We start from the raw sequence: 25,971 nt of genomic DNA, 5'->3' as shown, positions 1-25,971 counted from the left end.
GCAAAAGCAAAAAAGGAAATATGATTTTAACGGTTGATGTCGGAAATACTAGAATTAAAGCATCTGTCTTTGAGGGAAATACTACTCTGGAGAATTTTGTTTTTGAAAAAAAAGAACTTGAAAAAAAAATTGAAAAAATTTTAGAAAAATATCCAAAATGCTCCGATTTGGTTGTTGCTTCGGTAGGAAGTATCGAAAAACAATCATTTTTGTCCTTCGAAAATAGACTCAAAGTTCATTTTTTTACCCACGAAGATATTTTTCCTTTCCATAATAAGTATGCAACTCCAAAAACTTTAGGAATAGACCGAATGATTTTGGCAGCAGGAGCAACGCTTCAATTTCCAAAACAAAACCGTTTAGTTATAGATGCTGGAACTTGCATTACCTACGATTTTATCGACGAAAAAGACAATTATTTAGGAGGAGCCATTTCTCCAGGTCTACGTTTGCGATACGAATCATTGCATAATTTTACGGCCAGACTACCGTTACTAACCTTAGAAGAGCCTGATTCTTATGTAGGAAACTCTACGGCACAAGCCATACATTCTGGTGTTGTCAACGGTTTCGTCTATGAGATTGACGGTTTTATCGATGAATATCGCAAAGAGTTTTCAAATTTTATCATAATTTTAACGGGAGGCGATGCAGATTTTTTGGCTAAACGATTAAAAAATACCATATTTGCCAATTCAAATTTCCTTTTAGAAAGTTTGAGCCAAACATATCAATATAAAATCGACAATGATTAAAAAAGTAATACTAAGCGCTTGTTTGCTTATATCGTTCGTTTCATTCGCTCAACAAGGTACTGCTTCGCCTTATTCTTTTTTCGGAATAGGAGATGTGAGATTCAAGGGAACTCTTGAGAACAGATCTATGGCAGGAGTTGCAGTAGAGCAGGATACGATTCACTTAAATTTAGAAAATCCGGCAAGTTATGCCAGCTTAATTCAGACAACTTTTACAGTTGGAGGAACATTTGCTACTTCAAATTTAAAAACGGATTCTGCATCAGAAAAAGCACAGCGCTCTACTTTTGATTATTTAGCATTAGGAATCCCAATGGGAAAATTTGGTGCTTCATTCGGTTTGATACCGGTAACTTCGGTTGGGTATAAAATCCGTAACGACAATTCTGCAACTGAAGGAGCAACAAGTTCACAGCTTGATGGAAAAGGTGGTGTAAATAAGGTGTATTTTGGTTTGTCATACAAAATAATGAAAAACTGGAATATCGGAGTAGATGCACAGTATAACTTTGGAAAAATTACTACAACAAGTGTCGAAGCTGTTACAGGAGTTCAAAATGGAACAGCAGAAGTAAATACTTCTGAACTTTCAGGTATGGCATTTAGTTTCGGGACTATGTACCAAAAAAAGATCTATAAAAAGATGAGCATATTCTCTAGTTTGAGTTATTCTTTTGCAAGTAATTTAAATTCAGATAATACGCGAGTTATTTCAGTTCAAGGAGATCCAGAGCCTTATGGCTTTCCTACAGAATCAACAAAGCTAAAACTTCCAAACAAATTAAGTATCGGAGTAGGAGTTGGTGAAGCTAGAAAATGGCTTGTGGGAGCAAATATGACTTTTCAAGGAGATGGGCAGCTAGAGAATTATTACAATGCTGCAAACAATGTAAGATACGAAAGCTATTCTAAATATGCTGTTGGAGGATATTACCTTCCAAACTACGCATCTTTTACTAGCTATATGAGCAGAATTACCTATAGAGCTGGTTTGAAATACGAAAAAATCGGTTTGATTGTAAATAACGAATCAATTAAAGATATCGGAATGTCATTAGGTGTAGGAGTTCCAATTCCACAATCTTATTCAAATGTAAACTTCGGAATTGAGTTTGGTAAGCGTGGTACAACAGCTGCAGATTTAGTGCAGGAAAATTATGTGAATTTTAGCGTAAGTTTCTCTTTCAACGATAAATGGTTTGTGAAGAGCAAATACCAATAATCAAAACATATTATCTTTTCGAAGCTCATTACAATTTACTACATTTGGCAAATGAATTTACCAAAAAGATATAGTCTCATAGCTGTCACAGTTTTTACTGTGACACTATTTTTTGGATGCGAAAGTAATTTTAAAGAAGTTCAGAAAATTAACTTCTCGGAATTTGTTCCTGCCAGCGATGCTGATACTGTAAATATTAAATATACAGATTCTGGACGCATTACAGGAGTTTTGATAAGTCCAAAAATGTTAGATTATTCAAATCTCGATTTTCCTTTTACAGAATTTCCTAAAGGAATCGATGTTACATTATATGATAAAAAGCAAAAACGTACCTTTATAAGAGGTAATTACGCAGTTTCTTATAAGAATACTGGGATTATTGATTTAATAGGAAAGGTAAAAATCACTTCAGAAGCGGGACAAGTTTTGGAAACAGAACAGTTGTATTTCGATCAGAAAAACGAATGGTTTTATACGGAAAGAAAATTTAAATTGACCGATACAAAAGGAGTTTCCTATGGTCAGGGAATAGATTTTAGCAAAGATTTTAAAGTGATCAATTCGCAGCGAATAAGTGGTGAAATTGAATCGAACGAAGAATTATAATATTATGGGTTATTTAAAATATACACAATACGTTTACATCCTTTTTGCAGTTTTCTTTACTTATGATGGTATTGTAAAACTAAATGAGGGTGATGAGAGCTATCCTTTCTATTTTGTGATTGCAGGGATGGCTATTTTTATGTTTTTCTTCAGAAGAAGATTTCTTAATAGGCACAACGACCGAAACAAAAAACAATAAAAAATGGAAATTAGTATTATAATAATATGTTTAATACTAGCTGCCTTTTTTTCTGGGATGGAAATTGCTTTTACATCCGCCAACAAAATTTATCTTGAAATCGAAAAGAAACAAGATGATTTCCTGTCTCGAATCTTAACCAAGCTAACCGAAAATCCATCCAAATTTATTGCTGCCATGCTTATTGGCAACAATGTGGCTTTGGTGATTTATGGCTTTTTTATGGGCGATCTTATTTTAAGCTGGATGGCTTATTTTGGATTGATTTTTTCTGATTGGTGGAATATACTTATTCAGACACTTCTTGCCACATTTGTGGTTTTGCTTACTTCGGAGTTTTTTCCTAAGGTGTTTTTTCAAATTTATGCCAATTCTTTAATTAAAATTCTGGCGCTTCCAGCTTATCTGTTCTATCGATTATGCTATTATATCTCTACTTTCTTCATTTGGATTGCAGATTTTGTGTTAAGTAAATTCTTTAAAACAGAAGGAAATCAAATCCATTTGTTTAGCCGTATAGAGTTAGGGAATTATATAACAGAACAAATGAGTACTGTTGAAGAAGATGAAGAGGTTGATTCTGAAATTCAGATTTTTCAGAATGCATTAGAATTCTCGGGTGTAAAGGCGCGTGATATTATGACACCTCGTACAGAAATTGTAGATATTGATCTTTTTGATACTGTTGATGATCTTAGAGCTTTGTTTATTGAAACGGGATATTCAAAGATTATTATAAGCCAGAATTCACTAGATGATATTGTTGGATATGTTCATTCGTTTGATTTGTTTAAAAAGCCAGCAACGATAAAGTCGGTTTTAATGACAGTTGAATTTGTGCCAGAAACAATTTTGATTAAGGACGTCCTGAATTTATTGATCAAAAAACGAAAAAATATTGCAGTTGTTTTAGATGAATATGGAGGAACTTCTGGAATTATTACAATTGAAGATATTGTCGAAGAGCTTTTTGGAGAAATTGAAGATGAGCACGATTTGGATGAAGAATTAATAGAAGAAGAATTAGGAGAAGGGAAGTATTTGTTTTCTACCAGATTAGACGTTGAGTATTTGAACGAAACCTATAAATTAATGATTCCAGAAGAAGATTCTTATGGCACATTAGGGGGTTTTATTGTAAATCACACTAAAGAAATCCCACAAAAAGGAGATAAAATTGTAATAGATAAGTTTCATTTTTCTATTGAAGAGGCTTCAAATAAGAAAATAGAACTAGTCAAAATGACAATTAAAGAGTGATTTTTTAAATTAATGAAAAAAAATGTTGAAAATAAAACGCTAGTTGTATTGTTATTAACTAGATAATTGTATTTTCGCAAACTGAATATAAAATTAACGATAATAAAATGGCAGTTTTAGCAAAAATTAGACAGCGTTCCGCTTTATTGATAGGAGTTATTGCACTTGCATTATTTGCATTTATAATACAAGATCTATTTACAAGAGGAACATTCGGTCAAAGTTCAAAAGATGTAGGAAGCATCGATGGAAAAGATATTTCATTTGAAGACTTTAGAATTAAAGTTAGTAATGTTGAAAAAAGTGGACAAGGAATAACTTCCACTGAAGCTGCAAACAGAGTTTGGGATCAAGAAGTTTCAATCGCTTTATTATCATCACAGTTTGATAAATTAGGATTGAGAGTTGGTGAAAAACACATTTTAGAGGTTTTAAAATCAGATCCAAATATTGGTAAAAACCCAATGTTCTTAAACGCAGCAGGAATGTTTGATGTTGTTAAGTTCAAAGATTATTTTAAATCAAACCCAGAAGCGGCACAATACATCTCTCAAAAAGAGAAAGATGCTGAATTGAATGCAAAATTTCAAATCTATAATACTTTAATTAAATCAGGTCTTTACACAACTGCTAGTGAAGGAAAATTAAAGTATGAAATGGAAGCTAATAAAGTAAGCTTTGCTTTTGCAGCAGCTCCTTATTCTTCTATTAAAGATAGCGAAGTAAAAATCTCTGATGATGAGATCGTAGCTTACATGAAGAAAAACGAGAAAAAATTCAAAGCAGATGCAACTCGCGAAATTCAATACGTTTTAGTTGAAGATAAAGCATCTAAAGAAGATGAGGCTGAAATTAAAGCTAAATTAACTGCGCTATTATCAGGAAGTGTTGTTTACAATGCAAAAACTGGTAAAAACGATACATTGCCAGGATTTAAAAATGCTACAAACATTGCTGAATTTGTAAATGCAAATTCTGATGTTCCTTACGATTCTACTTATGTTCCTAAAAATGCATTGCCAGCAGTCGATGCTGACAAACTATTCAGCTTACCTGCTGGAGCAATCTACGGGCCATATGTTTACGGAAGATACTATGCAATTTCTAAATCTCAAGGATTTAAACCTGGAGTTAATGCAAAAGCTAGTCATATCTTAATTGGTTACGAAGGATCTCAAACTCCAAACCAAAAAGAAAAAAGAACTAAAGAAGAAGCTAAAGCTAAAGCTGAAGAAATTTTAGCACAAGTTCAAGCTAATCCAGATAGTTTTATGATGTTAGCTTTTACAAGTTCTGATGATTCATCTGCACAGCAAGGTGGTGACTTAGGATATTTTGGGCCAAACCAAATGGTAAAACCTTTCAACGATTTTGTATTCAGCAACGGAATTGGTAAAGTTGGTTTAGTAGAAACTCCTTTCGGATTTCACGTAATCAAAATTACAGACAAACAAGACGGAATTCGTTTAGCTACAATTGCTCAAAAAATTGAGCCATCTGAAGCTACTTCTGATAAAGTATTTACATTAGCAACTAAATTTGAAATGGATGCTGCTGATAAAGACTTCAATGCTGCAGCAAAAGAATTAGGATTAAAAGTTGCTCCAGCTGTTAATGCAAAAGCTATGGATGAAGCGTTTGGACCACTAGGAAACCAACGTAACATTGTAAGATGGGCTTTTGATAAAGAAACAAGTAAAGGTGATGTAAAACGTTTCGAAATTGCAAACATCGGACACGTTATCGCACAATATAAAGGTGAAAACAAATCAGGTTTAGTTTCTGTTGATATGGCAAGACCTTATGTGGAGCCAATCTTGAAAAACAAGAAAAAAGCAGAATTGTTAAAAGCAAAAATGCAAGGTTCAAGCCTTGAGGCTATTGCTAAAGCTGCTGGAGTTGCTGTTCAGCAAGCTGCAGATGTAACTCTTGATAATCCAGTTTTACCTGGTGGAGTTGGACAAGAGCCAAGAGTAGTAGGTAATGCATTTGCATTAGCAGCAAATAAAATCTCTGCTCCAATTGAAGGAAATACCGGTGTTTATGTAGTTAAAAACGTTAAGACAGTAAAAGCTCCAGCAATTGCTAATCACGCAGCTTACGTAGAGAAAGTAAAAGCTCAAAGCGCATCTGATGTAAACAGAGTATTGCCAGCGTTAAAAAACAATGCTAAAATTGAAGATAACAGATTACAATTTAATTACTAATTAAAAGTAATTTATCATAAAAAGAAACCCGTAACATATTAATGTTTCGGGTTTCTTTTTTTTTATATAAAATTAAGAAAATCTACTTTGTGTTAATTTTCTTAAAGTATATAGGGATTATCGAAATTTAATTTAAAAAACTTGTGATTTTCAAATTATTACAGTTAATTTGCTCGATTTTTACTTTAACATATTTTTAGCTTTTGCGAGGAAATAGAGTAAAGAAGAATAATGAGCTAATAAACAAATCGCCTATTTAATGTTTTTTACTTTTAAAATTTTTAAAAAGAAGCCGAGAGTATATACCAAAATAGAGAGCCACATCTATGGTATTATTACAGAGCTTTTAAAAGTGAGCAGCACCGACATCAATGTTGATGAATTGGGTGGAAAATATTATTTGAGTAATGAAGAGCAACATTTTAAAGTAACCATTTTAAGCAATGACTATGTGATTAGATTGACAAATACACATGATTCTGTTGCTGAAAAATATGATAAAGTTTTTGTCGAAGATGTTTTAAGAGCTGTAAAAGAAGAGAAACACCGTAGAATGGAAGTAGTTTACGATTCGATTACCAATAGCATCGAAAAAATGGCAGAACGTTTGCATAATAGACTTATAGAGTCAAATGAACAAGACAAATCGGTTCGCCGTTTGGAGACAAAAGAAGTTAAAAACAATAAAAAAGCAAACTAATAGCTTTTTTGAAATGAATTATAATATCATTTCTTCATAAGTTAAAATTGTCTCGTAGCCTTTATTGGAGAAATATTCTTTCGGATTTTCTTTAGAAACTACCAGAATAAAGTCGCCTCCCCAAGCTCCCAAACTTTTTATTACACCATTAAAATCAGGAAAAATAGCCTCTTTTATGGTCTGCATTTCTAACACTTTACTTAAATGAATTTCGTGTTTCTGAATCGCCGACGCAAATTCTTTTAATGTTTTGGCGTGAAGAATTTCATTTGTGATTTTATTGTTTTCTGCAACACTAGCTGCTAAATGATTGCCTTTGTGGTTGTTGTAGGAGAATATGGCAGATTTGCTGTTTTGTTTTTTATTCAAATACACAAAATAAAGGTGTTGTGTAAAATCTGGATTAAATTCAACTTGTTGTACGAAATTATCTTTTATACGGTATAAAATAGGCGTATTATTTTGTGCGCATGCAATATCGTAACCACTTCCGCCGAAACTGTTTTTTAGTAGGGTGAAAGCATTGATTTCAGTCCACTGTGCAATATTATTGATAAGAGTCGAAGAAGTTCCTAGTCCCCAATTTTTTGGAAAACTCAAATGTGTGCTTACTTTATATCCGTTAGCATTATCGATAAATTTTGGATTTAAAATATACGCTTCGTGTAAAATGTTAACTAAAGTTGATTTTACAGTGTCAATGTGAGAGTCTGAACCTTTTACAACTTCGTCAAATGAAATAGTTTCTTCAAACCACAAGTGTTTATCGTAATCGTAGCTTTTCCATTCAATTTGTTTGTCTTCTGAGTCTTCAATTACTAAATCCTGACCAAATTTTGTTGGTAGCGCAAATGCATCTGCTCCATCCAAAACTAGATATTCTCCAGCAATAAAAAGTTTTCCGTTACTGTAAAAGGTATTCTTCATGGTTTATTTTTTAGCCCCGATAGCAGTGGAAATCCTTTTGCTTTTTTTCTTTAAAAAAGCAAAAGATTGAAACGGATAGCGGGATTAGCTTCTAATTATTTTCTTAAATTCTCAATAAATTCTACCACAGCACTGTGAGAAACGGCTGTTTTTTTGAAGTGCGCTTTAATTAAATGACGTTCTTCATCGGTAGCTTCAAATTGATTTATAATATTGTTAAGGTGCATTTTCATGTGTCCTTCCTGAATTCCTGTTGTGGTTAACGAACGCAATGCGGCGAAATTTTGCGCTAAACCAGCGACAGCAACAATTTCCATTAATTCTGGAGCAGATGGTTTTTCTAAAATTTCCAAACACAGTTTTACTAAAGGATGCAAAGAGGTTAAACCGCCAACGGTACCAACTGCAAGCGGAATTTCAAGCCAAAAAGTGAAAATTCCATCTTCTATTTTCGCATGCGATAAACTTGCGTACTGGCCATTTTTGGCAGCATAAGCATGTACACCAGCTTCTACAGCTCTAAAATCATTTCCGGTTGCTAGAATGACAGCATCTACGCCATTCATGATACCTTTGTTATGTGTAACCGCTCTAAAAGGTTCTATTTCCGCAATTTGAACTGCTTGAACAAAACGTTCTGCAAATTCTTGCGGATTGGTTATGTGTTTTTCTGCTAAATCTTCAATTGGGCAAGAAACTTCAGCTCTAACAAGACAATGCGGAACATAGTTAGAAAGAATGCTCATGATAACTTCTAACTTTTCTCCATTTTGGCATAAATCAGAATTTTGAGCTTCTTCTTTTAAAGTTGTAGCAAATTGCTCCAGACAAGAATTGATGAAATTGGCGCCCATACTATCTTTGGTTTCAAAAGTAGCATGAAGCTGATAGTAGTTTTCTAGTAAACTTCTTTTGTCTTTTAGTTTGATGTCTAAAATTCCTCCGCCACGTTGTTGCATATTTTTGGTAATGCTTTGCGTTTCTGAGAAGAATTTTGGTTTTATCTGGTCAAAAAAGTTATTTAATTTTTCTGCGTCTCCGCTATAAGTAAAATGAACCTGACCAATTTTTTCGGTATCGATAATTGTAGCTTTAAAACCACCTCTTGTTGACCAGTATTTTGCTGCTTTTGAAGCTGCTGCTACTACAGAACTTTCTTCAATTGCCATCGGAATGGTTTTGTATTTTCCGTTGATCAAAAAGTTAGGTGCAACTCCAAGTGGGATATAAAGGTTTGTAATGGTGTTTTCTATAAATTCATCATGAAGCTGCTGAAGCTTTTCGTCTGAATTCCAGTAATTTCTTATAATATTTTGTGCCTCTTCAGGATTTGAAAAATATTCATTTGCAATCCAATTAATTTTTTCTTTTTTGGATAATTTAGAAAATCCGGCAACAGCGTTGTTCATTCTCAATGTATTAAATAATAATGTTGTGGCAAAGATACTATTTTAAGAGTTTTGATTGCAATCTATTTCAGACATGAAAGTACGCAATCGTTATTTTTTTTAACATTTAACACTTAAAATGTGTATTATGTTTATTTTTTTTACTAAAATTGGGCTCTTTTTATATTTAAAATAATTCTAATGAATACAAGCAAATTTACTGCAGTACTTTTATTCTTAACTGCGGTTGTTTTTGGACAGCAGAAAATAACTGTCGAAAATGTTTTTAGCGGTACTTTCCGGGCAAAAGGAATGGATGAACTACAATCGCTGAAAAATACAAATCAATATACTGTTTTAAATGTTGATCAGGCGAGCAGAAGTATGCAGATTGATTTATACGATTTTGCTACCCTGAAAAAAGTATCAAATCTTATCGATACTAAAAACTTCAAAGAACTTGCAGGCGGAATTGATAGCTACACTTTTGATGCTTCTGAAAAAAAGATCTTAATTGCTTGTAATTCTTCTAAAATCTTCCGTCACTCTTTTACTGCAGATTATTTCCTTTATGATATTGCAGCAAAATCTCTGACTAAACTTGTTGATTTTCAAATTCAAGAACCAACATTTTCACCTGACGGAACAAAAATCGCTTACGCAAAAGAAAATAACTTATATGTGTACGACGTAGCATCAAAAAAATCTACGGCTATTACAACAGACGGGAAGAAAAATGCTGTTATAAATGGTATTACTGATTGGGTTTATGAAGAAGAGTTTGCATTTGTTCGTGCTTTCGACTGGAGTAAAGACAGTAAAAAAGTAGCTTACATCCGTTTTGACGAAAGCCAGGTTCCTGAGTTTTCAATGTCAATCTTCCATAAAGATCTATATCCTAAAATTGAGACTTTTAAATATCCTAAAGCTGGAGAAAAAAATTCTGAAGTATCATTGCATATCTATGATGTAGCTGCGGGAGCAACAAAAAAAGTAGATTTAGGAAAATATAATGATTTCTATATTGCAAGAATGCAATGGACAAATGATGCAAATGTACTTTCGGCACAGGTTTTAAACCGTCACCAAGATAATTTAGATTTATTGTTTATTGATGGAAATACAGCAACTGCAAAAGTAGTTTTAAATGAAAAAGATAAAGCGTATGTAGATATCAATGATAATTTGACGTTCTTAAAAGACAACAGTTTTATCTGGACAAGCGAAAAAGACGGATTTAATCATATTTATGTATATGATAAAAACGGAAAGCTTAAAAATCAAGTTACAAAAGGAAACTGGGAAGTGGTTTCATACTACGGTTTCGACGAAAAAACAAAAACTATTTTCTATCAGTCTACAGAAAATGGTTCTATCAATAGAGATCTTTACAGAATTGGTTTAGACGGAAAAAATAAAGTGCGTTTGTCTTCAAAAACAGGAACAAGTGCAGCAACTTTTAGTCCAAACTTCCAATACTTTATTACAACTTTCTCAAGTAATACACAGCCTACAACGTATACTTTAAACGAGGCTAAAACTGGAAAAGAAATTCAGGTTATCGAAAACAATCAGGCTCTTGCAGATAAATTGAAAGCGTATAATCTTCCTTCAAAAGAATATTTTGTTTTAAAAACAGCAAAAGGAAATGAATTGAATGCATGGATTTTAAAACCAAAAGATTTTGATCCTTCAAAAAAATATCCTGTTTTCATGTTCCAATATTCAGGACCAGGATCTCAGCAGGTGGCAAATCAGTGGAATAATTCTAATGATTACTGGTTCCTTTCTTTAACACAACAAGGTTATATCGTAGCTTGTGTTGACGGACGAGGGACTGGTTTTAAAGGAGCTGATTTCAAAAAAGTGACTCAAAAAGAATTAGGAAAATACGAAGTTGAAGATCAAATCGATGCGGCAAAAGTAATTGGTGCTTATCCTTATGTTGATGCTTCAAGAATTGGAATCTTCGGATGGAGCTACGGTGGATTTATGGCTTCTAACTGTATTTTCCAAGGAAATGATGTGTTTAAAATGGCAATTGCTGTTGCGCCAGTTACAAACTGGAGATTTTATGACAGTGTTTATACAGAAAGATATATGCAGACTCCGCAAGAAAATGCAAGCGGATATGATCAAAACTCTCCAATCAATCACGTCGATAAATTAAAAGGAAAGTTTTTGTTGATTCACGGTTCTGGAGATGACAATGTTCATGTTCAAAACACAATGCAAATGATGGAAGCTTTAATTCAGGCAAATAAACAATTTGATTCTCAAATTTATCCAGATAAAGATCATGGCATTTATGGCGGGAAAACAAGAGTTCAGCTTTATACTAAAATGACCAACTTTATCAAAGAAAATTTATAATCTAAAAATAATTTAACCTAATTAAATAAACGAATAATATGGGAGAAAATCAAGTGAAAACTGCGCATCCAAAAGGACTTTGGGTATTGTTTGGAACGGAGATGTGGGAGCGGTTCAATTTTTATGGAATGCGAGCTTTATTGACTTTATTTCTTGTGAATTCATTATTGATGAAAGAAGAGGAGGCGTCATTAATTTATGGAGGTTTTCTTGGACTTTGTTATTTGACACCAATGTTAGGTGGTTTTGTTGCTGACCGATATTTAGGAAACAGAAATTGTATCTTATTAGGAGGATTATTGATGGCAATAGGACAATTGCTTTTGTTTACGAGCGGAAGCGTTTTTGGATCTAATTTAGGTTTAGCAAAAATTATCATGTACTCTGCGTTAGGAGTAATTGTTTTTGGTAATGGATTCTTCAAGCCAAACATTTCTAGTATGGTTGGAAGTTTATATCCAAAACAAGAAAAAACCAAATTAGATAGTGCTTTTACTATTTTCTATATGGGAATTAACATCGGAGCATTTTTAGGCCAGTCTATCTGTCCTTTGTTAGGAGATGTTAAAGATGCAGGAGGAATTAGAGATATTCATGCTTTTAGATGGGGATTCTTGGCGGCTTCTGTTGCAATGTTGTTAGGGACAGTCCTTTTCTATTTCCTGAAAAATAAATATGTAGTTTCTCCGGAAGGAAAACCATTAGGAGGACTTCCTTCTAAAAATGATGCTTCAGATTTTGAAGAAGGAGAAGCGCAAAAAGCAAACTTTTCTAATAAGGCTTTGGCAGTTGCAGGAGTTGCGTTTATCGCTTTAGGATTCTTTTTTCATTATGTTGTAGGTCAGAACTTAATTTATACTTTAATTTATTCAAGTGGTTTAGCTTTAGCAGGATTAATTATATCTGATACTTCTTTGACTAAAGTTGAAAGAGATAGAATTATTGTAATCTATATCGTGTCGTTCTTTATTATCTTCTTCTGGGCGGCGTTTGAGCAAGCAGGTTCATCTTTAACTTTTATTGCAGATAACCAAACAGACAGACATTTCTTTGGTTGGGCAATGCCGCCATCGATGGTTCAGATTTTTAACGGAATGTTTGTTGTGGTTTTAGCAGTTCCTTTCAGTATTCTTTGGGATACTTTAAGAGCTAAAGGAAAAGAGCCGATCTCTCCGGTAAAATTAGCAGTTGGTCTAGTCATAATTTCTGTGAGTTTCTTTATGATTGCTACTCAGGTTTCTTATATCGGAACTTCTGGTTTATTGCTAGTTAAATGGTTAATCTTATTATATTTCTTAAATACATGTGCTGAATTGTGTTTATCTCCAATTGGTTTGTCTTTGGTTGGTAAATTATCTCCAAAACGTTTTGCATCATTATTATACGGAGTATTCTTTTTATCTAATGCATCAGGATATGCTTTAGGAGGAACTTTGGGTTCTATCTTGCCTGCAACTGGTGATAAATTTGCAAAAGCAAAAGAATTAGGAATCGATCTTCAAGCGGTTTTAGATAAAAAAGTAACGTTATCGGCAGAGCAATTATCTTTATTGGATCACCATCAAATTAGTGCTCAAAACCCAATTTTTGCAGGATTTGAAATCCATAATTTATATGAATTCTTTATGGTATTTGTTGTGCTAACTGGTATTGCAGCAATTTTATTGTTTGCTTTAACACCACTCTTGAAAAAATTAATGCACGGTGTTAGATAAAAAATGGAAAACAATATTACTTTAGAAGAAATTCAAAATTTTAAAGGCAAGTACCCAAAACAATTGTGGTACTTGTTTTTGGTTGAAATGTGGGAACGTTTTTGTTTCTACGGAATGCGTGGGGTTCTGGCTTTTTTTATGGTAGACCAATTAGGTCTAGTGGAAGGAAAAGCAAATTTGCAATATGGAGCAATTCAAGCTTTTGTATATGCATTTACTTTTATTGGTGGAATTTTTGCTGATAAAATTTTAGGATTTAAGAAATCGCTTCTTTTTGGAGGAATTGTCATGATTCTTGGGAACTTGCTTATTGCAGCTTCTCCGCATGATTTCTTTTACTACGGAATAACACTTTCTATTATTGGAACAGGTTTTTTTAAACCAAACGTTTCTTCGATGGTAGGTGAGTTGTATCATGAAAACGACGGCCGTCGTGATGCTGGTTATGGATTGTTTTATGCGGGAATTAATATAGGTGGAATGCTTGGTGGAGCAATTCCTATTTATTTAGGAAAGAACTATTCTTGGAGTCTTTGCTTTCTTTCTGCAGCAATTGTTATGGTAATTGGAGTTATTACTTTTCTTTTAACGAAAAAACATTTAGCGCCAATTGGAAATTCTCCATTAGAAAATCAAGCGCCTAAAAAACGTAATCTTTACGAAATTGCGGTATATGTTGGTTCTTTTGTTGTAATACCATTAGTTTATATAATGGTTATCAATTCTGATTTTACAGAGTACTTTATGTATACTATGGGAATAGTGGCATTAGGGTACTTTGCATATGAATTGATAATGCTAAAAGATGGAAAACAGCAGCGAAAACTTTTGGCTGCATTTGTGTTTATTTTTGGATACTTTATGTTTATGGCAATTTCGGAACAATCTGGAGGTTCATTGTCATTGTTTGCAAAAGATAATTTATCTAACAAATTGCTGTTTTTTAATATTGATCCAAATGTGGTAAATAATAGTATCAACTCATTGTATGTTGTTATTTTTAGCCCGTTGGTAGGATTGTTATGGATATTTATGGCTAAACGAAAAATTGAGCCTAATACTGTTATTAAGTTCGGTTTATCATTTGTTTTGCTTGCGGCAGGTTTCTTCATTTTTTATTCTGCTAGATTTTTTGTTGATGCAGACGGATTAAGTTCTCTAGATGTTTTTGCTTTAGGATATCTTGTATATACGCTTGGAGAGTTGTGTATTGGTCCAATCGGAATGTCGGTAATTACAAAATTATCGCCTAAAAGATTATTTGGAATGATGATGGGATTATGGTTCCTATCAAGTGCATTTGGTCAGTTTGCTGCTGGGAAATTAGGAGCTGAAATATCTGATGCCAATACTGGAACTACATTAATGTCTAAACTTATTGCTTATACAGACGGATATTATCAATTAGCACTATATTCTTTAATTGCTGGAGTTGTTTTAATTGTTTTTACCCCGTTAATTAGAAAATTAATGCAAGAAGTTAAATAATTATGTTGTAATAACTTTTTGCATAAATTTGTGAAAAATTTCCCATTATGAAAAAAATAGTACTTATTGCTTTGTTTTTAATTGGTGCTGCTAATCTACAGGCACAAGAATTAAAATGGTATACAGATGTTAGAGAAGCAATTACTGTGAGCAATAAAGAGCAGAAGCCTATGCTGATGTTTTTTACAGGCAGTGATTGGTGCGGATGGTGTATTCGTTTACAAAATGAAGTTTTAAAGACTGCTGAGTTTAAAAAATGGGCAACAGACAATGTGGTTTTAGTTGAGTTAGATTATCCTAGATCCGTTCCTCAGACACCAGAGCTTAAAAGTCAGAATAACGAATTGCAACAAGCTTTTGGAATTCAAGGGTTTCCGACGGTTTTCTTTACTAGTGCAGAAACAAAAGATGGTAGGGTAAACTTTAAAGGTCTTGGTAAAACAGGATATGTTGCCGGCGGGCCGTCAGCATGGTTAACTGTTGCGGAAGAAATAGTGCATCCGAAGAAAATGTAGTTTTTAATTAAAAGATAATGAAAAGATCTCTTGCTTTGCAAGAGATTTTTTTTTGTTTAGTAGGAAAAGCTCTTTAGAAAACTCTAGTAAATTGAGTATTATTTATTTTATTATATCTAAAAAAACACATAATGTATTTTTTGTGCTAATAAAATTTGGATAACTAAAATATAATGTTAATTTCGTCTTGCTAATCTAACCAAAACCAATTTATATGACTAAAAAATTACTTATCCTACTGTTTTTTTTAGGTTCATTTATGATGCAAGCACAAAACTTAGCATGGAGAACAAACATGACAGATGCTATTGCTATAAGTAATGACCAGAAAAAACCAATGTTGATTTTATTCACTGCCTCAGGTGTACCAGAAAATCTTCAAAATGAAATCTTTAAAACACCTGATTTTGCTGTGTGGTCACGAGACAACGTGGTCTTAGTAAAATTAGATTTATCTGATATGAATGCTTCAGATAGTGATCGCGAGCAAAACGTAAAATTGAAAAATGCATTTGGAGTTCAGGATCTTCCAGAAGTATGTTTTGCAATGGCATCAGTAAGAAAAAACAAAACTACATTTAGTGCTTTAGGAAAAATAGCCTACAAACCTGGAGGAGCAAAAGCGTGGATTGCAGAATCTAATGCAATTTTACATCCAGCAGAATAGTAAACGATTTCATTCGACTTTTATTTTAATTTTTTTAGTCCCTTTCTGTTTCATGCAGAGAGGGATTTTTTTTGATCTAAAAATAAGATGTAAAGAATTTGATTATTTCGAGGAGTGTTTATTTTACATTTGTTAAAAAACAACCTTTTTATTATCAATTTCATTTTAATGCTTAAAGGTTGATTTTTAATAGCTTAAATTTTTTATAGGATTGTGTTTTTGTATTAATTTAGTTGTATTAACCTACCAAAACCCCAATTATATGCCTAAAAAATTACTTATCCTATTGCTGTTTTTAAGTCCGTTTTACATGAATTCTCAAAATGTAATATGGAAAACAGACATTAATGATGCTGTGGCTGTGAGCGCTGAAAAAAGAAAACCTCTATTGATTTTTTTTACTGCTCAAGGTGTTAATCCTCAGTTGCAGAATGAAATTTTCTCTACTCGCGATTTTGAGGAATGGGCGCGTAAAAACGTTATTTTGTTAAAACTTGACCTTTCTGATCCTACTGCATCTGAAACTGCTAAAGAGCAAAATTTAAGATTAAAGAATGCTTTTGGTATAGAAGATATTCCCCAAGTATGTTTCTCTGAAGTCGCGGTCAGGAAAGGAAAAACCAATTTTAATAAACTGGGACTTATTGCTTATAAAGCTTCTGGAGTTAAGAATTGGATTTCTGAATCTAATTCGATTTTAAATCCAGAATAAAAAATTATAGTTGATAATATCCCTTTTCTTTTGTTGAATGAAAAGGGATGTTTTTTTTAAGACAGCTTTTTTTCCAGTATTTCTGAATCGAATTAGAATTTGAACCATCTGCAATAACAACTTTTGGATGAATATTTTCCAGTGCTCGATCTAGATTTAATTTTGAAGCCTGAGTAAGGATTAAAATATCTGGGTGAATTTTTTCAGGAACAACTTTAGCACTGTCAATTATTAGAATTTTGTTGTTTTTAAAGTAAAGCACGTTTTTAATCTCTTTGATTTTAGACAGAGCAATTGAATTTCCAACGAGATAAGAATTTATAGTTCTTGTATTGATGTTCTTCTGAATTGTATCTCGGGTATAAAGTGTAATGTTTCTTCCTAAACGTTCAGAAATAATTGTATTGCTTTTTTCATTGTAAACAATTAATTCTTCTTTGTTTTCAGTTTCGATTTTAGTTAGAATAAAAGAAATTTGGATCGTAATGATTGAGACAAATACCAATATCAATTTGTTGTAGTTTGGTTTTTTAATCCAGATTATTGAGCCAATTGTAAAGAGTGAGAATGCCCATAAATGATAGAAGTTGAAACGGATATCTCTAATAACAAATGAATCGACAGATGCTACAGCATGAATCATTAAGTTTAAAAGATAAATGCTTTTTTCAAAAATCAATGTTATGAATAACGGTGGACTTGTAAAAATGGCGATAATCATAACTACTATTCCTGCAATCATAATAAAAGATAAAACGGGAAGGATAATGATGTTAGTGACAAAAAAGAGACCTGGAAATTGGTGAAAATAGTAAAGGCATAAAGGCAAAGTACCAATTTGTGCCGCAAAAGAAACGGTCAAAGCCTCCCAAATATAAACTGTCAATTTGTTCTTTGGTTTATAAAGGTTTTTTAAAATAGGATGTAGCCAAAGAATAAAGAATAAGGCGATATAACTTAATTGAAAACCAACATCAAATAAAAAATAGGGTTCAAAAAGTAATATCAATAAAATAGAAACTAATAAAGTATGATAGATATTGCCATTTGTACGTAAATGATTTCCGATTGCAACAAATGAGAACATAACTACAGATCTTAAAACCGAAGGAGATAAACCAGAAATTATAGCAAAACCGACCAATGAAATTAAGATTGATGCCAATTTAAAGAAAGAGCCTTTTCTGGTGTTTGGAATAGGTTTAAGGATAAAAGTGATGAAAAGCATTATAAAGCCTACATGGAGCCCTGAAACAGATAATATATGCGTTGCTCCAGAATATTGATAATCCTGAATAATATCTTGTGAAATCTCCTGTTGCTGTCCTAAAATTAGAGCCAAGGCAACATTCATTTCAGCTTTGTTGAATTTTGATTTTTCGAGATTGGATATTATTCTGGAATGCAATTTTGCACAGTAGTGCCAAATGTCTTTTTGAATCGTTTTGCTAACCAGAATTTCTTTCTTCTGGCAATAAATCTGTGCGTAGATTTGTTTGTCTGCCAAATACCTGCTATAATCAAACTGGTTTGGATTTTTGTTTGGTTTATTTTGCTGAAGTACAGTTTCAAGTTTAATGCTATTTCCTATCAATAAAGTATTTTGGGTACTATCTTTTTGAACGTTTACAATTACTTTTCCTGAATATGCTTTACCTGAGATTGTTTTTATGAGGCCAAGGTATCGATCGCTAAAATCGTTGCTTTTTAATTTTTCTCTTAAGATTAATGTGATAGATTGCGGATTCTTAAAAGCAATTTGACAGTGTGTATAATTATTTTTCTGAAGACTTTGTGTATGGCATAAAAGTGTTAATGCTCCAATGTAGAAAGATAAAATGTAACTCAAAATTCCGAATAATTTCGATTTCTTATTGCGTTTTAAATTCCAAATGAAAACTCCAGAAAATGCTATAAAACTAATCGAGACAAAAATGGAAACCAGCGAGATGGAAAAATGAAGATAATACGAAGCAATTATGCCGATTATAAAGGCTGACGTAATTTTTACTAACGGAAAATCTAATACTTTCATGGCATAAAAGTATTAAATATTTGTAAGAAAAATAGTAAAAGATATTCTTTTTAAGGAATTACTCTGTTAACCTGTTCAAAAGAGTTTTTGTAATAAGGTTCTTTGGTAGAGGAAATAATTACTCCTTTTGAAGTCGAAGAATGAACAAATTTTACTTCATCAGAATTGACTTCTGTAATTAATCCAACATGATTAATTTGTCTGCTTTTGTTGGTTTTAAAGAAAATTAAATCGCCTTTTTTTGCATCGCTCAACGGAATTACTTTTCCAATTTTTGCCTGCTCATAAGAACTTCTCGGAAGATTGATGCTTTCGCTTTCAAAAGTAGTATAAACCAATCCAGAACAATCAAATCCGCTTTTTGTGGTGCCTCCCGCTTTATATCGAACACCAATATTGTCAGTAGCTTTTTCAACTAGACTATTTACTAAAGTTCTGTTTTCCCTTTTAGATTCATTTTTGTTTGTAACCGAAGAGGTTGATTTACAAGAAGTAAAAGCAATTGCTAAAAGCAGAAAAAGCAGTATTCTTTTCAAAATAGATTAATTAGTTTGTTTTAAATCGGCGACAATGAGTTTTGCTGTGTTTTTACTCGCGCCAACTCCGCCAAGTTTTTGTTCTAATATATCGTAATTTTGTAGCACTTTATTGCGATGACTAGGCTCTAATAATTTTTGAAGCTCTTCTTTAATTCGTTTTTTGTTGCAATCTCCTTGAATTAATTCAGTTACCACTTCTTGATCCATAATTAAATTGACTAGAGAAATGTATTTTAAGGTGATAATTCGTTTTGCAATCTGATAAGAAACTTCACTTCCTTTATAACAAACCACTTCTGGTACTTTAAAAAGTGCTGTTTCAAGAGTTGCAGTTCCAGAAGTTACTAACGCAGCTGTCGAAGAACGAAGCAAATCGTACGTTTTATTTGAAACAAATGCGATGTTTTTGTTTTTTAAGAATTGCTGATAGAATTCATATTCTTGACTTGGAGCGCCCGCAATAACAAATTCGTAATCCTGAAAATCATCTACAACGCTCAACATCACGCTTAACATTTTTGTAATTTCCTGTTTACGGCTTCCTGGCAGAACAGCAATGATTGGTTTTTTACCTAGATTGTTTTCTTTTCTAAATAAAGCTTCATCAAAAGCAGGCTGATTCTGAATGGCATCAATAAGCGGATGTCCAACAAAATCTACAGGAAAATGATGCTTGTCTTCGTAGAAGCTTTTCTCAAAAGGCAAAATCACAAACATCTTATCGACATCTTGTTTGATGGCTTTAATTCTGTTTTCTTTCCAAGCCCAAATTTGAGGAGAAATATAATAGTGTGTTTTATAGCCTAATTCTTTTGCCCATTTTGCAATTCGCATATTAAAACCAGGATAATCAATAAAAATAATCACGTCTGGTTTAAATTCTGTGATGTCTTTTTTACAGATTTTGATATTGTTCAAAATGGTTTTTAAATTGAAAACCACTTCAATAAAGCCCATAAATGCTAGATCGCGATAATGCTTTACCAGAGTTCCGCCTGCTTTTTGCATTAAGTCTCCGCCCCAAAATCTAATTTCTGCTTCTGGGTCTTCAACATATAATGCTTTCATTAAATTTGAACCGTGTAAATCTCCAGAGGCTTCTCCTGCAATTATGTAATATTTCATGTTGGTTTTTTTGTAAATGTGCTAAAGTTGTAACCGTTAAAGGGAACTTAGCAAAGATAAGATTTAAATAACTAATGTAGAAATTGCCAATACAATCACAGCTAAAATTACCCCTCGAGCCATATATTCTTTGTTTCTCTTTAAAAGAATAGCAAATACGCCAAGATCTAAAAGTGTTCCTATGGTAATTATTTTTCCAAGATATCCGTATTCTCGTATCATTTGAAATCCTTGTGAAATGTCAAATGTGGTAAAAAAAGTGATGAAGAGATAACTTCCTAAAAGAGCCGTAAAAATTCCGATTATAAAACCGATCAGTATTTCTTTAGTCATTTAATTTCCAAGTATTAAGTTGCTGAATAGAGTGGTGGGCAGTCAAGTCAAATTGTACCGGAACTACCGAAATATATCCGTTTGCCAAGGCCCATTCATCGGTATCTTCACCTTTATCTTCGTTTACAAATTTGCCCGCAAGCCAGTAATAATCTTTCCCGAATGGAGTTTGTCTTTTGTCAAATTTCTGCGCATAATACGCTTTCGCTTGACGGCAAACTTTAATGCCTTTAATTTCAGATTCCTTTAATTTAGGGAAATTAACGTTTAAAACCACTCCAGGGGGGAGTTTGTTAGCCAAAGTTTCTAAAGTGATTTTTTTTACAAAAGATTTTATAGGCTCAAAATCTGCATTCCAGTCAAAATCTAAAAGAGAAAATCCTATTGCTTGGATGCCTTCTATTCCAGCTTCGACAGCAGCACTCATGGTTCCAGAATAAATGACATTGATCGAAGAATTCGATCCGTGATTTATTCCAGAAACACATAAATCGGGTTTGCGTTTCAAGATTTCGTTTACGGCCAATTTGACGCAATCTACAGGAGTTCCAGAACAGCTGTATTCTGCAATTGTGTCATCGTCTTTTGAAATTTTATCTATAAACAAAGTATTGTTGACTGTGATTGCGTGTCCCATTGCACTTTGAGGTTTGTCTGGCGCAACAACAATGACATCGCCTATTGTTTCCATAACGCTAATTAGGGCTCTAATTCCGGGAGCCAAAATACCATCATCGTTAGTTACTAATATAAGTGGTTTCTCAGCTTTCATTTAATAAATATTATGTGTAGTTTTAACAATTGTAAGATTTTAAGAACAAAATTAATCACAATTATTTGCGATAAGTCACAAATACTGTAAAATTTGTCAACTAAGGTAAAGAACTTTTTTACGAATTAAACATTTTTATATCTTTAACAAAAAATTATCGAAGCGTTAGCTCTCGTGGCATAGTTTTTAACGTAACTTAGATAAAAAAATTGATGAATGCTATTATAAAGTTTATGAAAAGAAATTATAAGATACTCATAGCCGTATTGTGCTTATCGCTTACATTATTTGCATTTAAGATGAATGCCGATAGGACAATCGACCCAGATCCGAACAGAGACAAGACACTTTTAGAATTATTAGCATTTGTTATTGAAAAAGGACATTATAGTCCAGCAGAAATAAATGATGAGTTTTCAAAAGGTATTTTTAAGGATTATATTGATGCTTTAGACCCTTCAAAAAGGTTCTTTCTTCAGTCTGATATTGATGAGTTCAAACAGTATGAATTAATGTTGGATGATCAGTTTTTAAATAAAGATATTACGTTTTTTAACCTTACTTATACAAGGTTAATGAAGCGTATGGAAGAAAGTAAAAAACGTTATAAAACGATTTTAAGTCAGCCATTTAACTATAATGTAGATGAGACTTTTGATGCGGATTATGAGAAAATCCCGTATGCAAAGAATTTAAATGAGATTAATGAAAGATGGAGAAAACAGATTAAATTATCTACTCTTTCTTCTTTAGTTACAAAACAAAAAATTGAAGAAGAAAAGAAGAAAAAAGATCCAGCTTACAAAGAAAAATCTTTTGAAACTTTAGAAAAAGAAACTCGTGAAAGCTCTTTAAAATCTCTAGATGATAATTTTAGCGTAATTAAGGATTTGAATAGAGACTACTGGTTTTCTGTGTATTTAAACTCTATTATGGCTCGTTTTGACCCACACACAAGTTATTTTGCACCAGAAGAAAAAGATCGTTTTGATGTAAATATCAGTGGAAAACTTGAAGGTATCGGAGCTCGTTTGACTAAGAAAAACGATTTTACTCAAATAGATGAATTGATTTCTGGAGGTCCAGCTTGGAAAGGAAAACAGCTTGAAGCTGGAGATTTAATCTTAAAAGTGGCTCAAGGAAACGAAGAGCCGGTAGATGTTGTTGGAATGCGTTTGGATGATGTTGTGAAAAAAATTAAAGGTCACAAAGGAACCGAAGTAAAACTGACAGTTAAGAAAGTTGACGGTTCTATCAAAGTGATTTCTATTATTAGAGATGTTGTTGAAATTGAAGAAACATATGCTAAGTCTAGTGTTGTTGAGAAAAATGGTTTGAAATACGGCGTAATTTATCTTCCTAAGTTCTATATCGATTTTGAAAATAAAGACGGACGTGATGCAGGAAAAGATATTGCTCGTGAAGTAGAAAGATTGAAACAAGCAAACGTTAACGGTATTGTTTTAGACGTTCGTGATGATGGTGGAGGATCTCTTTCTACAGTGGTTGATATTGCAGGTTTATTTATCGAAGACGGACCAATCGTTCAGGTAAAATCTGCTGGTAAAAAGAAAGAAGTTTTATACGATAAAGACAAAAAAATCGAATGGGATGGTCCATTGGTTATCATGGTAAACAGTTTTTCTGCTTCGGCATCTGAGATTTTAGCAGCGGCAATTCAGGATTACAAACGTGGTGTAATTATCGGAAGTAAACAGACTTACGGAAAAGGAACTGTTCAAAATGTACTAGATTTGAATCAATTTGTGCGTAATGCAAATTATGGAGATCTTGGTGCATTGAAAATTACAGGACAGAAGTTTTACAGAATAAACGGTGGTTCTACTCAGCTTGAAGGAGTTCATAGCGATGTTGTAATGCCAGATCGTTATGCTTACCTTAAAATGGGCGAGCGAGATATTGATAATGCAATGCCTTGGGATAAAATTGATCCAGCTGATTACAGCACATGGACTTCTAATGAGAATTTTTCTAAAGCAATCAATAACAGTAGAAACAGAATTGCACAAAATCCTCAGTTTAAATTAATTGATGATAATGCAAAATGGATTGATGTTAAAAATAAAGAAAACGTTTATAGCTTGAATATTAAGAGTTTTAAAGAGACTCAGGAACAAGTTGAAAACGAAGGAAAAAAATATAAGCCAATTTCTGATTACAAAAACGATCTGATTTTTACATCACTTCCTTATGAAGAAGAAGAAATGAAAGCTGATGCTTCTTTAAAAGAAAAAAGAGACGCATGGCACCAAGCATTATCTAAAGATGTTTATGTAGAAGAGGCTTTAAATGTATTAGATGATTTGCAAACAAAAAGTTTGGTAAAAACTACAGTTAATCCTAAAATGAAAAAGGACAAACTAGTGAAGTCTTAAGTTCGAGAAGAATTTAATTTGTTTAAAAACGCTCTATAAATTTTGAATTTATGGAGCGTTTTTTTTTGTAAGTTCGCTTTTAAAAATAGAAATATGAAAGGTTGTGTAGGTTTAATTTTGCTGAGTTTTGCATTGTTATCATGTAAAAAAGAAAATGCGCAAATTAAGGAAGAGATAAATGGTAATGAAGTGGTTTCTTTTAAAGGGATTTCTACTCACAAAGATTCTTTATACACAATTGCTTATCTCCCGACTTCGACAACTAAACAGATTGTAAAGCACCAATATTACACGCTTTCTTATAATGAAAAGTTTGAACAGGCAGAGTGGGTTGCTTACGAATTGAAAAAGGAGTATTTAAAAAACAATGATTACAAAAGACCTTATTTTATAGAAGATCCAAAAGTAACAACAGGTTCGGCTGATTGGAGAAATTATAAAAAATCAGGTTATGATAAAGGGCATCTTTGTCCTGCTGGTGATATGGAGTTCAATAAAGATGCATATAATGATACTTTTTATACGTCGAATATTTCTCCACAGAAAAAAGAATTTAATGCAGGAATTTGGAATAGAATCGAGCAGAAGACTCGCTATTGGGCAGGAAAATACAATGATATTTATGTCGTAACTGGTGGAATTGCGAAAGATTCGGATAAAAAAATTGGAACAGAGAAAGTTGCGGTTCCTAAATATTTTTATAAAATTGTTTTAGCTAAATCAGGAAAAGATCATAAGGCAATTGCTTTCTTAGTACCAAATGAAAAAAGTGATAAATCCATTTATGATTTTGTTGTTCCAATCGAAACTTTAGAAAAAATGACTGGAATTGATTTCTTTCCAAATCTTAAAAACTTAAAAAGCAGTAAAGATTTTTAATTAAATACTGTTTACCTATAATTAATCTAGAATAGAAATAAGAATGCCTTTTTTTAAAATGAACAAGCAATTGATTTTTGCTGGTTTAATGATTGCTTTTATCATAAACCACGGCTATAGCCAAACAATACTGAATAAACAAAATATAGAAAATACGCTTAACGAGGCCTTTAATAAATTTAAAGATTTAAAAGAAGGAAAAAATGCTGACTATATTAAAGAACTAGCCAATGTTGATCCTAATATTTTTGGTATTGCAATTGTTACTTCAGAAGGAGCTGTCTATACAAAAGGAGATATAACATCAATGGTTTCAATTCAAAGTATATCGAAAGTATTTACGATGGCAAAAGTAATTGAACAAGAAGGGCCGCAGTTTTTGCAAGACAAAGTAGGCGTAAATGCCACTGGATTGCCATTTAATTCTATTGTTGCAGTAGAAATGCATAAAGGCGATAAAATAAATCCTCTCGTAAATCCTGGAGCGATTGCAACTACAAGTCTTATTCGAGGTAATGATTCTGTAGCAAAATGGAAAGAAATCCAGAAAGTTCAGAGCGACTTTGCCGGAAGGCAGCTTTCTATGAATCGTCCTGTCTATATAAGTGAAGCTGGTGATAATTTGAGAAATCAAGCTATTGCACATTTGTTATTGGCTTATAATAGAATGTATTTTGATCCAGTACAAGCAACAGACATTTATACTAAACAATGTGCATTGAATGTAAATGTAAAGGATCTTGCTACGATGGCGGCCACATTGGCAAATGGAGGCGTTAATCCTATTACAAAAAATAAGGTGGTTAGTCAGGCAACTGTAATGTATACTTTACCTGTAATGGCAACTGCGGGGCTATATGACAATTCTGGAATTTGGCTTTTTAATTCGGGACTTCCAGCAAAAAGTGGTGTAGGAGGAGGAATGCTGGCGATATGTCCTGGTAAATTTGGAATTGCTGTTATTTCGCCGCCATTAGATGAATCTGGAAATAGTTTAAAAGCTCAGAAAGTTATTCAATATGTTGTAGAAAAACTTAAAGAGAATCCTTATTGGATTGAACCTAAGTAGGTTTTATATTGAGTCGTCCTAAAATAGATTGACAGATTTTACAATAAAAATTTATATTAACCAGTCAGGTTTTCTTGGCTGGTTTT

Annotated in this window: 22 protein-coding genes; 15 read left to right on the top strand and 7 right to left on the bottom strand. The window is 32.7% G+C overall.

The annotated features are described in order from the left end of the window. Positions 1-20 precede the first annotated feature (20 nt). The 6 genes from AAYQ05_RS20390 to AAYQ05_RS20365 all read left to right on the top strand — a co-directional run bounded on the left by AAYQ05_RS20390 (position 21) and on the right by AAYQ05_RS20365 (position 6,952). Positions 21-755, top strand: coding sequence for a type III pantothenate kinase (locus tag AAYQ05_RS20390; RefSeq protein WP_343545115.1), 735 nt, complete (start codon positions 21-23; stop codon positions 753-755). Then, positions 748-1,977, top strand: a complete 1,230-nt coding sequence (bamG, locus tag AAYQ05_RS20385) for a BamG family beta-barrel-assembly machinery protein (RefSeq protein ID WP_343545114.1) — start codon at positions 748-750, stop codon at positions 1,975-1,977. Before AAYQ05_RS20390 ends, bamG begins: the two co-directional genes overlap by 8 nt. 51 nt (positions 1,978-2,028) lie before the next feature. Then, the gene (gene lptC / locus AAYQ05_RS20380; RefSeq protein ID WP_343545113.1) at positions 2,029-2,586 is read left to right on the top strand and encodes an LPS export ABC transporter periplasmic protein LptC; all 558 of its coding nucleotides are present in this window, start codon (positions 2,029-2,031) and stop codon (positions 2,584-2,586) included. 202 nt (positions 2,587-2,788) lie between these two features. Further along, positions 2,789-4,045 carry a hemolysin family protein gene (locus AAYQ05_RS20375; RefSeq protein WP_343545112.1) on the top strand — a complete coding sequence of 419 codons (1,257 nt, stop codon included), beginning with the start codon at positions 2,789-2,791 and terminating at the stop codon, positions 4,043-4,045. A gap of 107 nt (positions 4,046-4,152) precedes the next feature. Next, positions 4,153-6,252 (top strand): peptidylprolyl isomerase, encoded by a 2,100-nt coding sequence (locus AAYQ05_RS20370; RefSeq protein ID WP_343545111.1) that lies wholly within the window; start codon positions 4,153-4,155, stop codon positions 6,250-6,252. 259 nt (positions 6,253-6,511) lie between these two features. Beyond that, positions 6,512-6,952, top strand: coding sequence for a hypothetical protein (locus AAYQ05_RS20365; RefSeq protein WP_343545110.1), 441 nt, complete (start codon positions 6,512-6,514; stop codon positions 6,950-6,952). 18 nt (positions 6,953-6,970) lie between these two features. On the opposite strand, the gene AAYQ05_RS20360 is transcribed toward AAYQ05_RS20365, so the two are convergent. Beyond that, on the bottom strand, positions 6,971-7,879 hold the full coding sequence (locus AAYQ05_RS20360) for a GYDIA family GHMP kinase (protein ID WP_343545109.1): 909 nt from the start codon (positions 7,877-7,879) through the stop codon (positions 6,971-6,973). A gap of 95 nt (positions 7,880-7,974) precedes the next feature. Next, a complete protein-coding gene (locus AAYQ05_RS20355; protein ID WP_343545108.1) occupies positions 7,975-9,288 on the bottom strand; it encodes a hydroxymethylglutaryl-CoA reductase, degradative in 1,314 nt (437 codons plus the stop codon). A gap of 180 nt (positions 9,289-9,468) precedes the next feature. On the opposite strand from AAYQ05_RS20355, the gene AAYQ05_RS20350 reads away from it, so the two are divergent. The 6 genes from AAYQ05_RS20350 to AAYQ05_RS20325 all read left to right on the top strand — a co-directional run bounded on the left by AAYQ05_RS20350 (position 9,469) and on the right by AAYQ05_RS20325 (position 16,737). Then, positions 9,469-11,640, top strand: a complete 2,172-nt coding sequence (locus tag AAYQ05_RS20350) for a S9 family peptidase (RefSeq protein ID WP_343545107.1) — start codon at positions 9,469-9,471, stop codon at positions 11,638-11,640. 38 nt (positions 11,641-11,678) lie between these two features. Further along, complete coding sequence (locus AAYQ05_RS20345) at positions 11,679-13,355, top strand: peptide MFS transporter (RefSeq protein ID WP_343545106.1); 1,677 nt, start codon at positions 11,679-11,681, stop codon at positions 13,353-13,355. A 3-nt stretch (positions 13,356-13,358) separates the two neighbouring features. Beyond that, complete coding sequence (locus AAYQ05_RS20340) at positions 13,359-14,843, top strand: peptide MFS transporter (protein WP_281634663.1); 1,485 nt, start codon at positions 13,359-13,361, stop codon at positions 14,841-14,843. Positions 14,844-14,890: 47 nt separating this feature from the next. Beyond that, positions 14,891-15,358: a thioredoxin family protein gene (locus AAYQ05_RS20335; protein ID WP_343545105.1), complete on the top strand. Its 468-nt coding sequence runs from the start codon at positions 14,891-14,893 to the stop codon at positions 15,356-15,358. A gap of 214 nt (positions 15,359-15,572) precedes the next feature. Continuing rightward, positions 15,573-16,025, top strand: coding sequence for a thioredoxin domain-containing protein (locus AAYQ05_RS20330; RefSeq protein WP_281634664.1), 453 nt, complete (start codon positions 15,573-15,575; stop codon positions 16,023-16,025). Between the two features lie 262 nt (positions 16,026-16,287). Next, complete coding sequence (locus AAYQ05_RS20325; RefSeq protein WP_343545104.1) at positions 16,288-16,737, top strand: thioredoxin family protein; 450 nt, start codon at positions 16,288-16,290, stop codon at positions 16,735-16,737. A 4-nt stretch (positions 16,738-16,741) separates the two neighbouring features. On the opposite strand, the gene AAYQ05_RS20320 is transcribed toward AAYQ05_RS20325, so the two are convergent. The 5 genes from AAYQ05_RS20320 to surE form a co-directional block, all read right to left on the bottom strand. Next, positions 16,742-18,772, bottom strand: coding sequence for a ComEC/Rec2 family competence protein (locus AAYQ05_RS20320; protein WP_343545103.1), 2,031 nt, complete (start codon positions 18,770-18,772; stop codon positions 16,742-16,744). A 50-nt stretch (positions 18,773-18,822) separates the two neighbouring features. Continuing rightward, positions 18,823-19,308 (bottom strand): C40 family peptidase, encoded by a 486-nt coding sequence (locus AAYQ05_RS20315; RefSeq protein WP_343545102.1) that lies wholly within the window; start codon positions 19,306-19,308, stop codon positions 18,823-18,825. 6 nt (positions 19,309-19,314) lie between these two features. Then, on the bottom strand, positions 19,315-20,436 hold the full coding sequence (gene lpxB, locus AAYQ05_RS20310; protein ID WP_343545101.1) for a lipid-A-disaccharide synthase: 1,122 nt from the start codon (positions 20,434-20,436) through the stop codon (positions 19,315-19,317). A gap of 63 nt (positions 20,437-20,499) precedes the next feature. Next, positions 20,500-20,769, bottom strand: a complete 270-nt coding sequence (locus tag AAYQ05_RS20305; protein ID WP_177211148.1) for a hypothetical protein — start codon at positions 20,767-20,769, stop codon at positions 20,500-20,502. Next, entirely contained in the window at positions 20,762-21,541 is a 780-nt protein-coding gene (surE, locus tag AAYQ05_RS20300) for a 5'/3'-nucleotidase SurE (protein ID WP_278019697.1), read from the bottom strand. The genes AAYQ05_RS20305 and surE overlap by 8 nt, the downstream gene beginning before the upstream one ends. 212 nt (positions 21,542-21,753) lie before the next feature. On the opposite strand from surE, the gene AAYQ05_RS20295 reads away from it, so the two are divergent. From AAYQ05_RS20295 to glsA, 3 genes are all read left to right on the top strand, one after another. Next, the gene (locus AAYQ05_RS20295) at positions 21,754-23,937 is read left to right on the top strand and encodes a carboxy terminal-processing peptidase (protein WP_177211147.1); all 2,184 of its coding nucleotides are present in this window, start codon (positions 21,754-21,756) and stop codon (positions 23,935-23,937) included. A 93-nt stretch (positions 23,938-24,030) separates the two neighbouring features. Further along, positions 24,031-24,816, top strand: coding sequence for a DNA/RNA non-specific endonuclease (locus tag AAYQ05_RS20290; RefSeq protein WP_343545100.1), 786 nt, complete (start codon positions 24,031-24,033; stop codon positions 24,814-24,816). A gap of 58 nt (positions 24,817-24,874) precedes the next feature. Next, entirely contained in the window at positions 24,875-25,885 is a 1,011-nt protein-coding gene (gene glsA, locus AAYQ05_RS20285; RefSeq protein WP_343545099.1) for a glutaminase A, read from the top strand. Positions 25,886-25,971: the final 86 nt, after the last annotated feature.

Source organism: Flavobacterium movens, assembly GCF_039581425.1.
GTDB lineage: Bacteria > Bacteroidota > Bacteroidia > Flavobacteriales > Flavobacteriaceae > Flavobacterium > Flavobacterium luteolum.
Note: the sequence above shows the minus strand (reverse complement) of the source record. Positions and strands in the feature narration are given on the sequence as shown.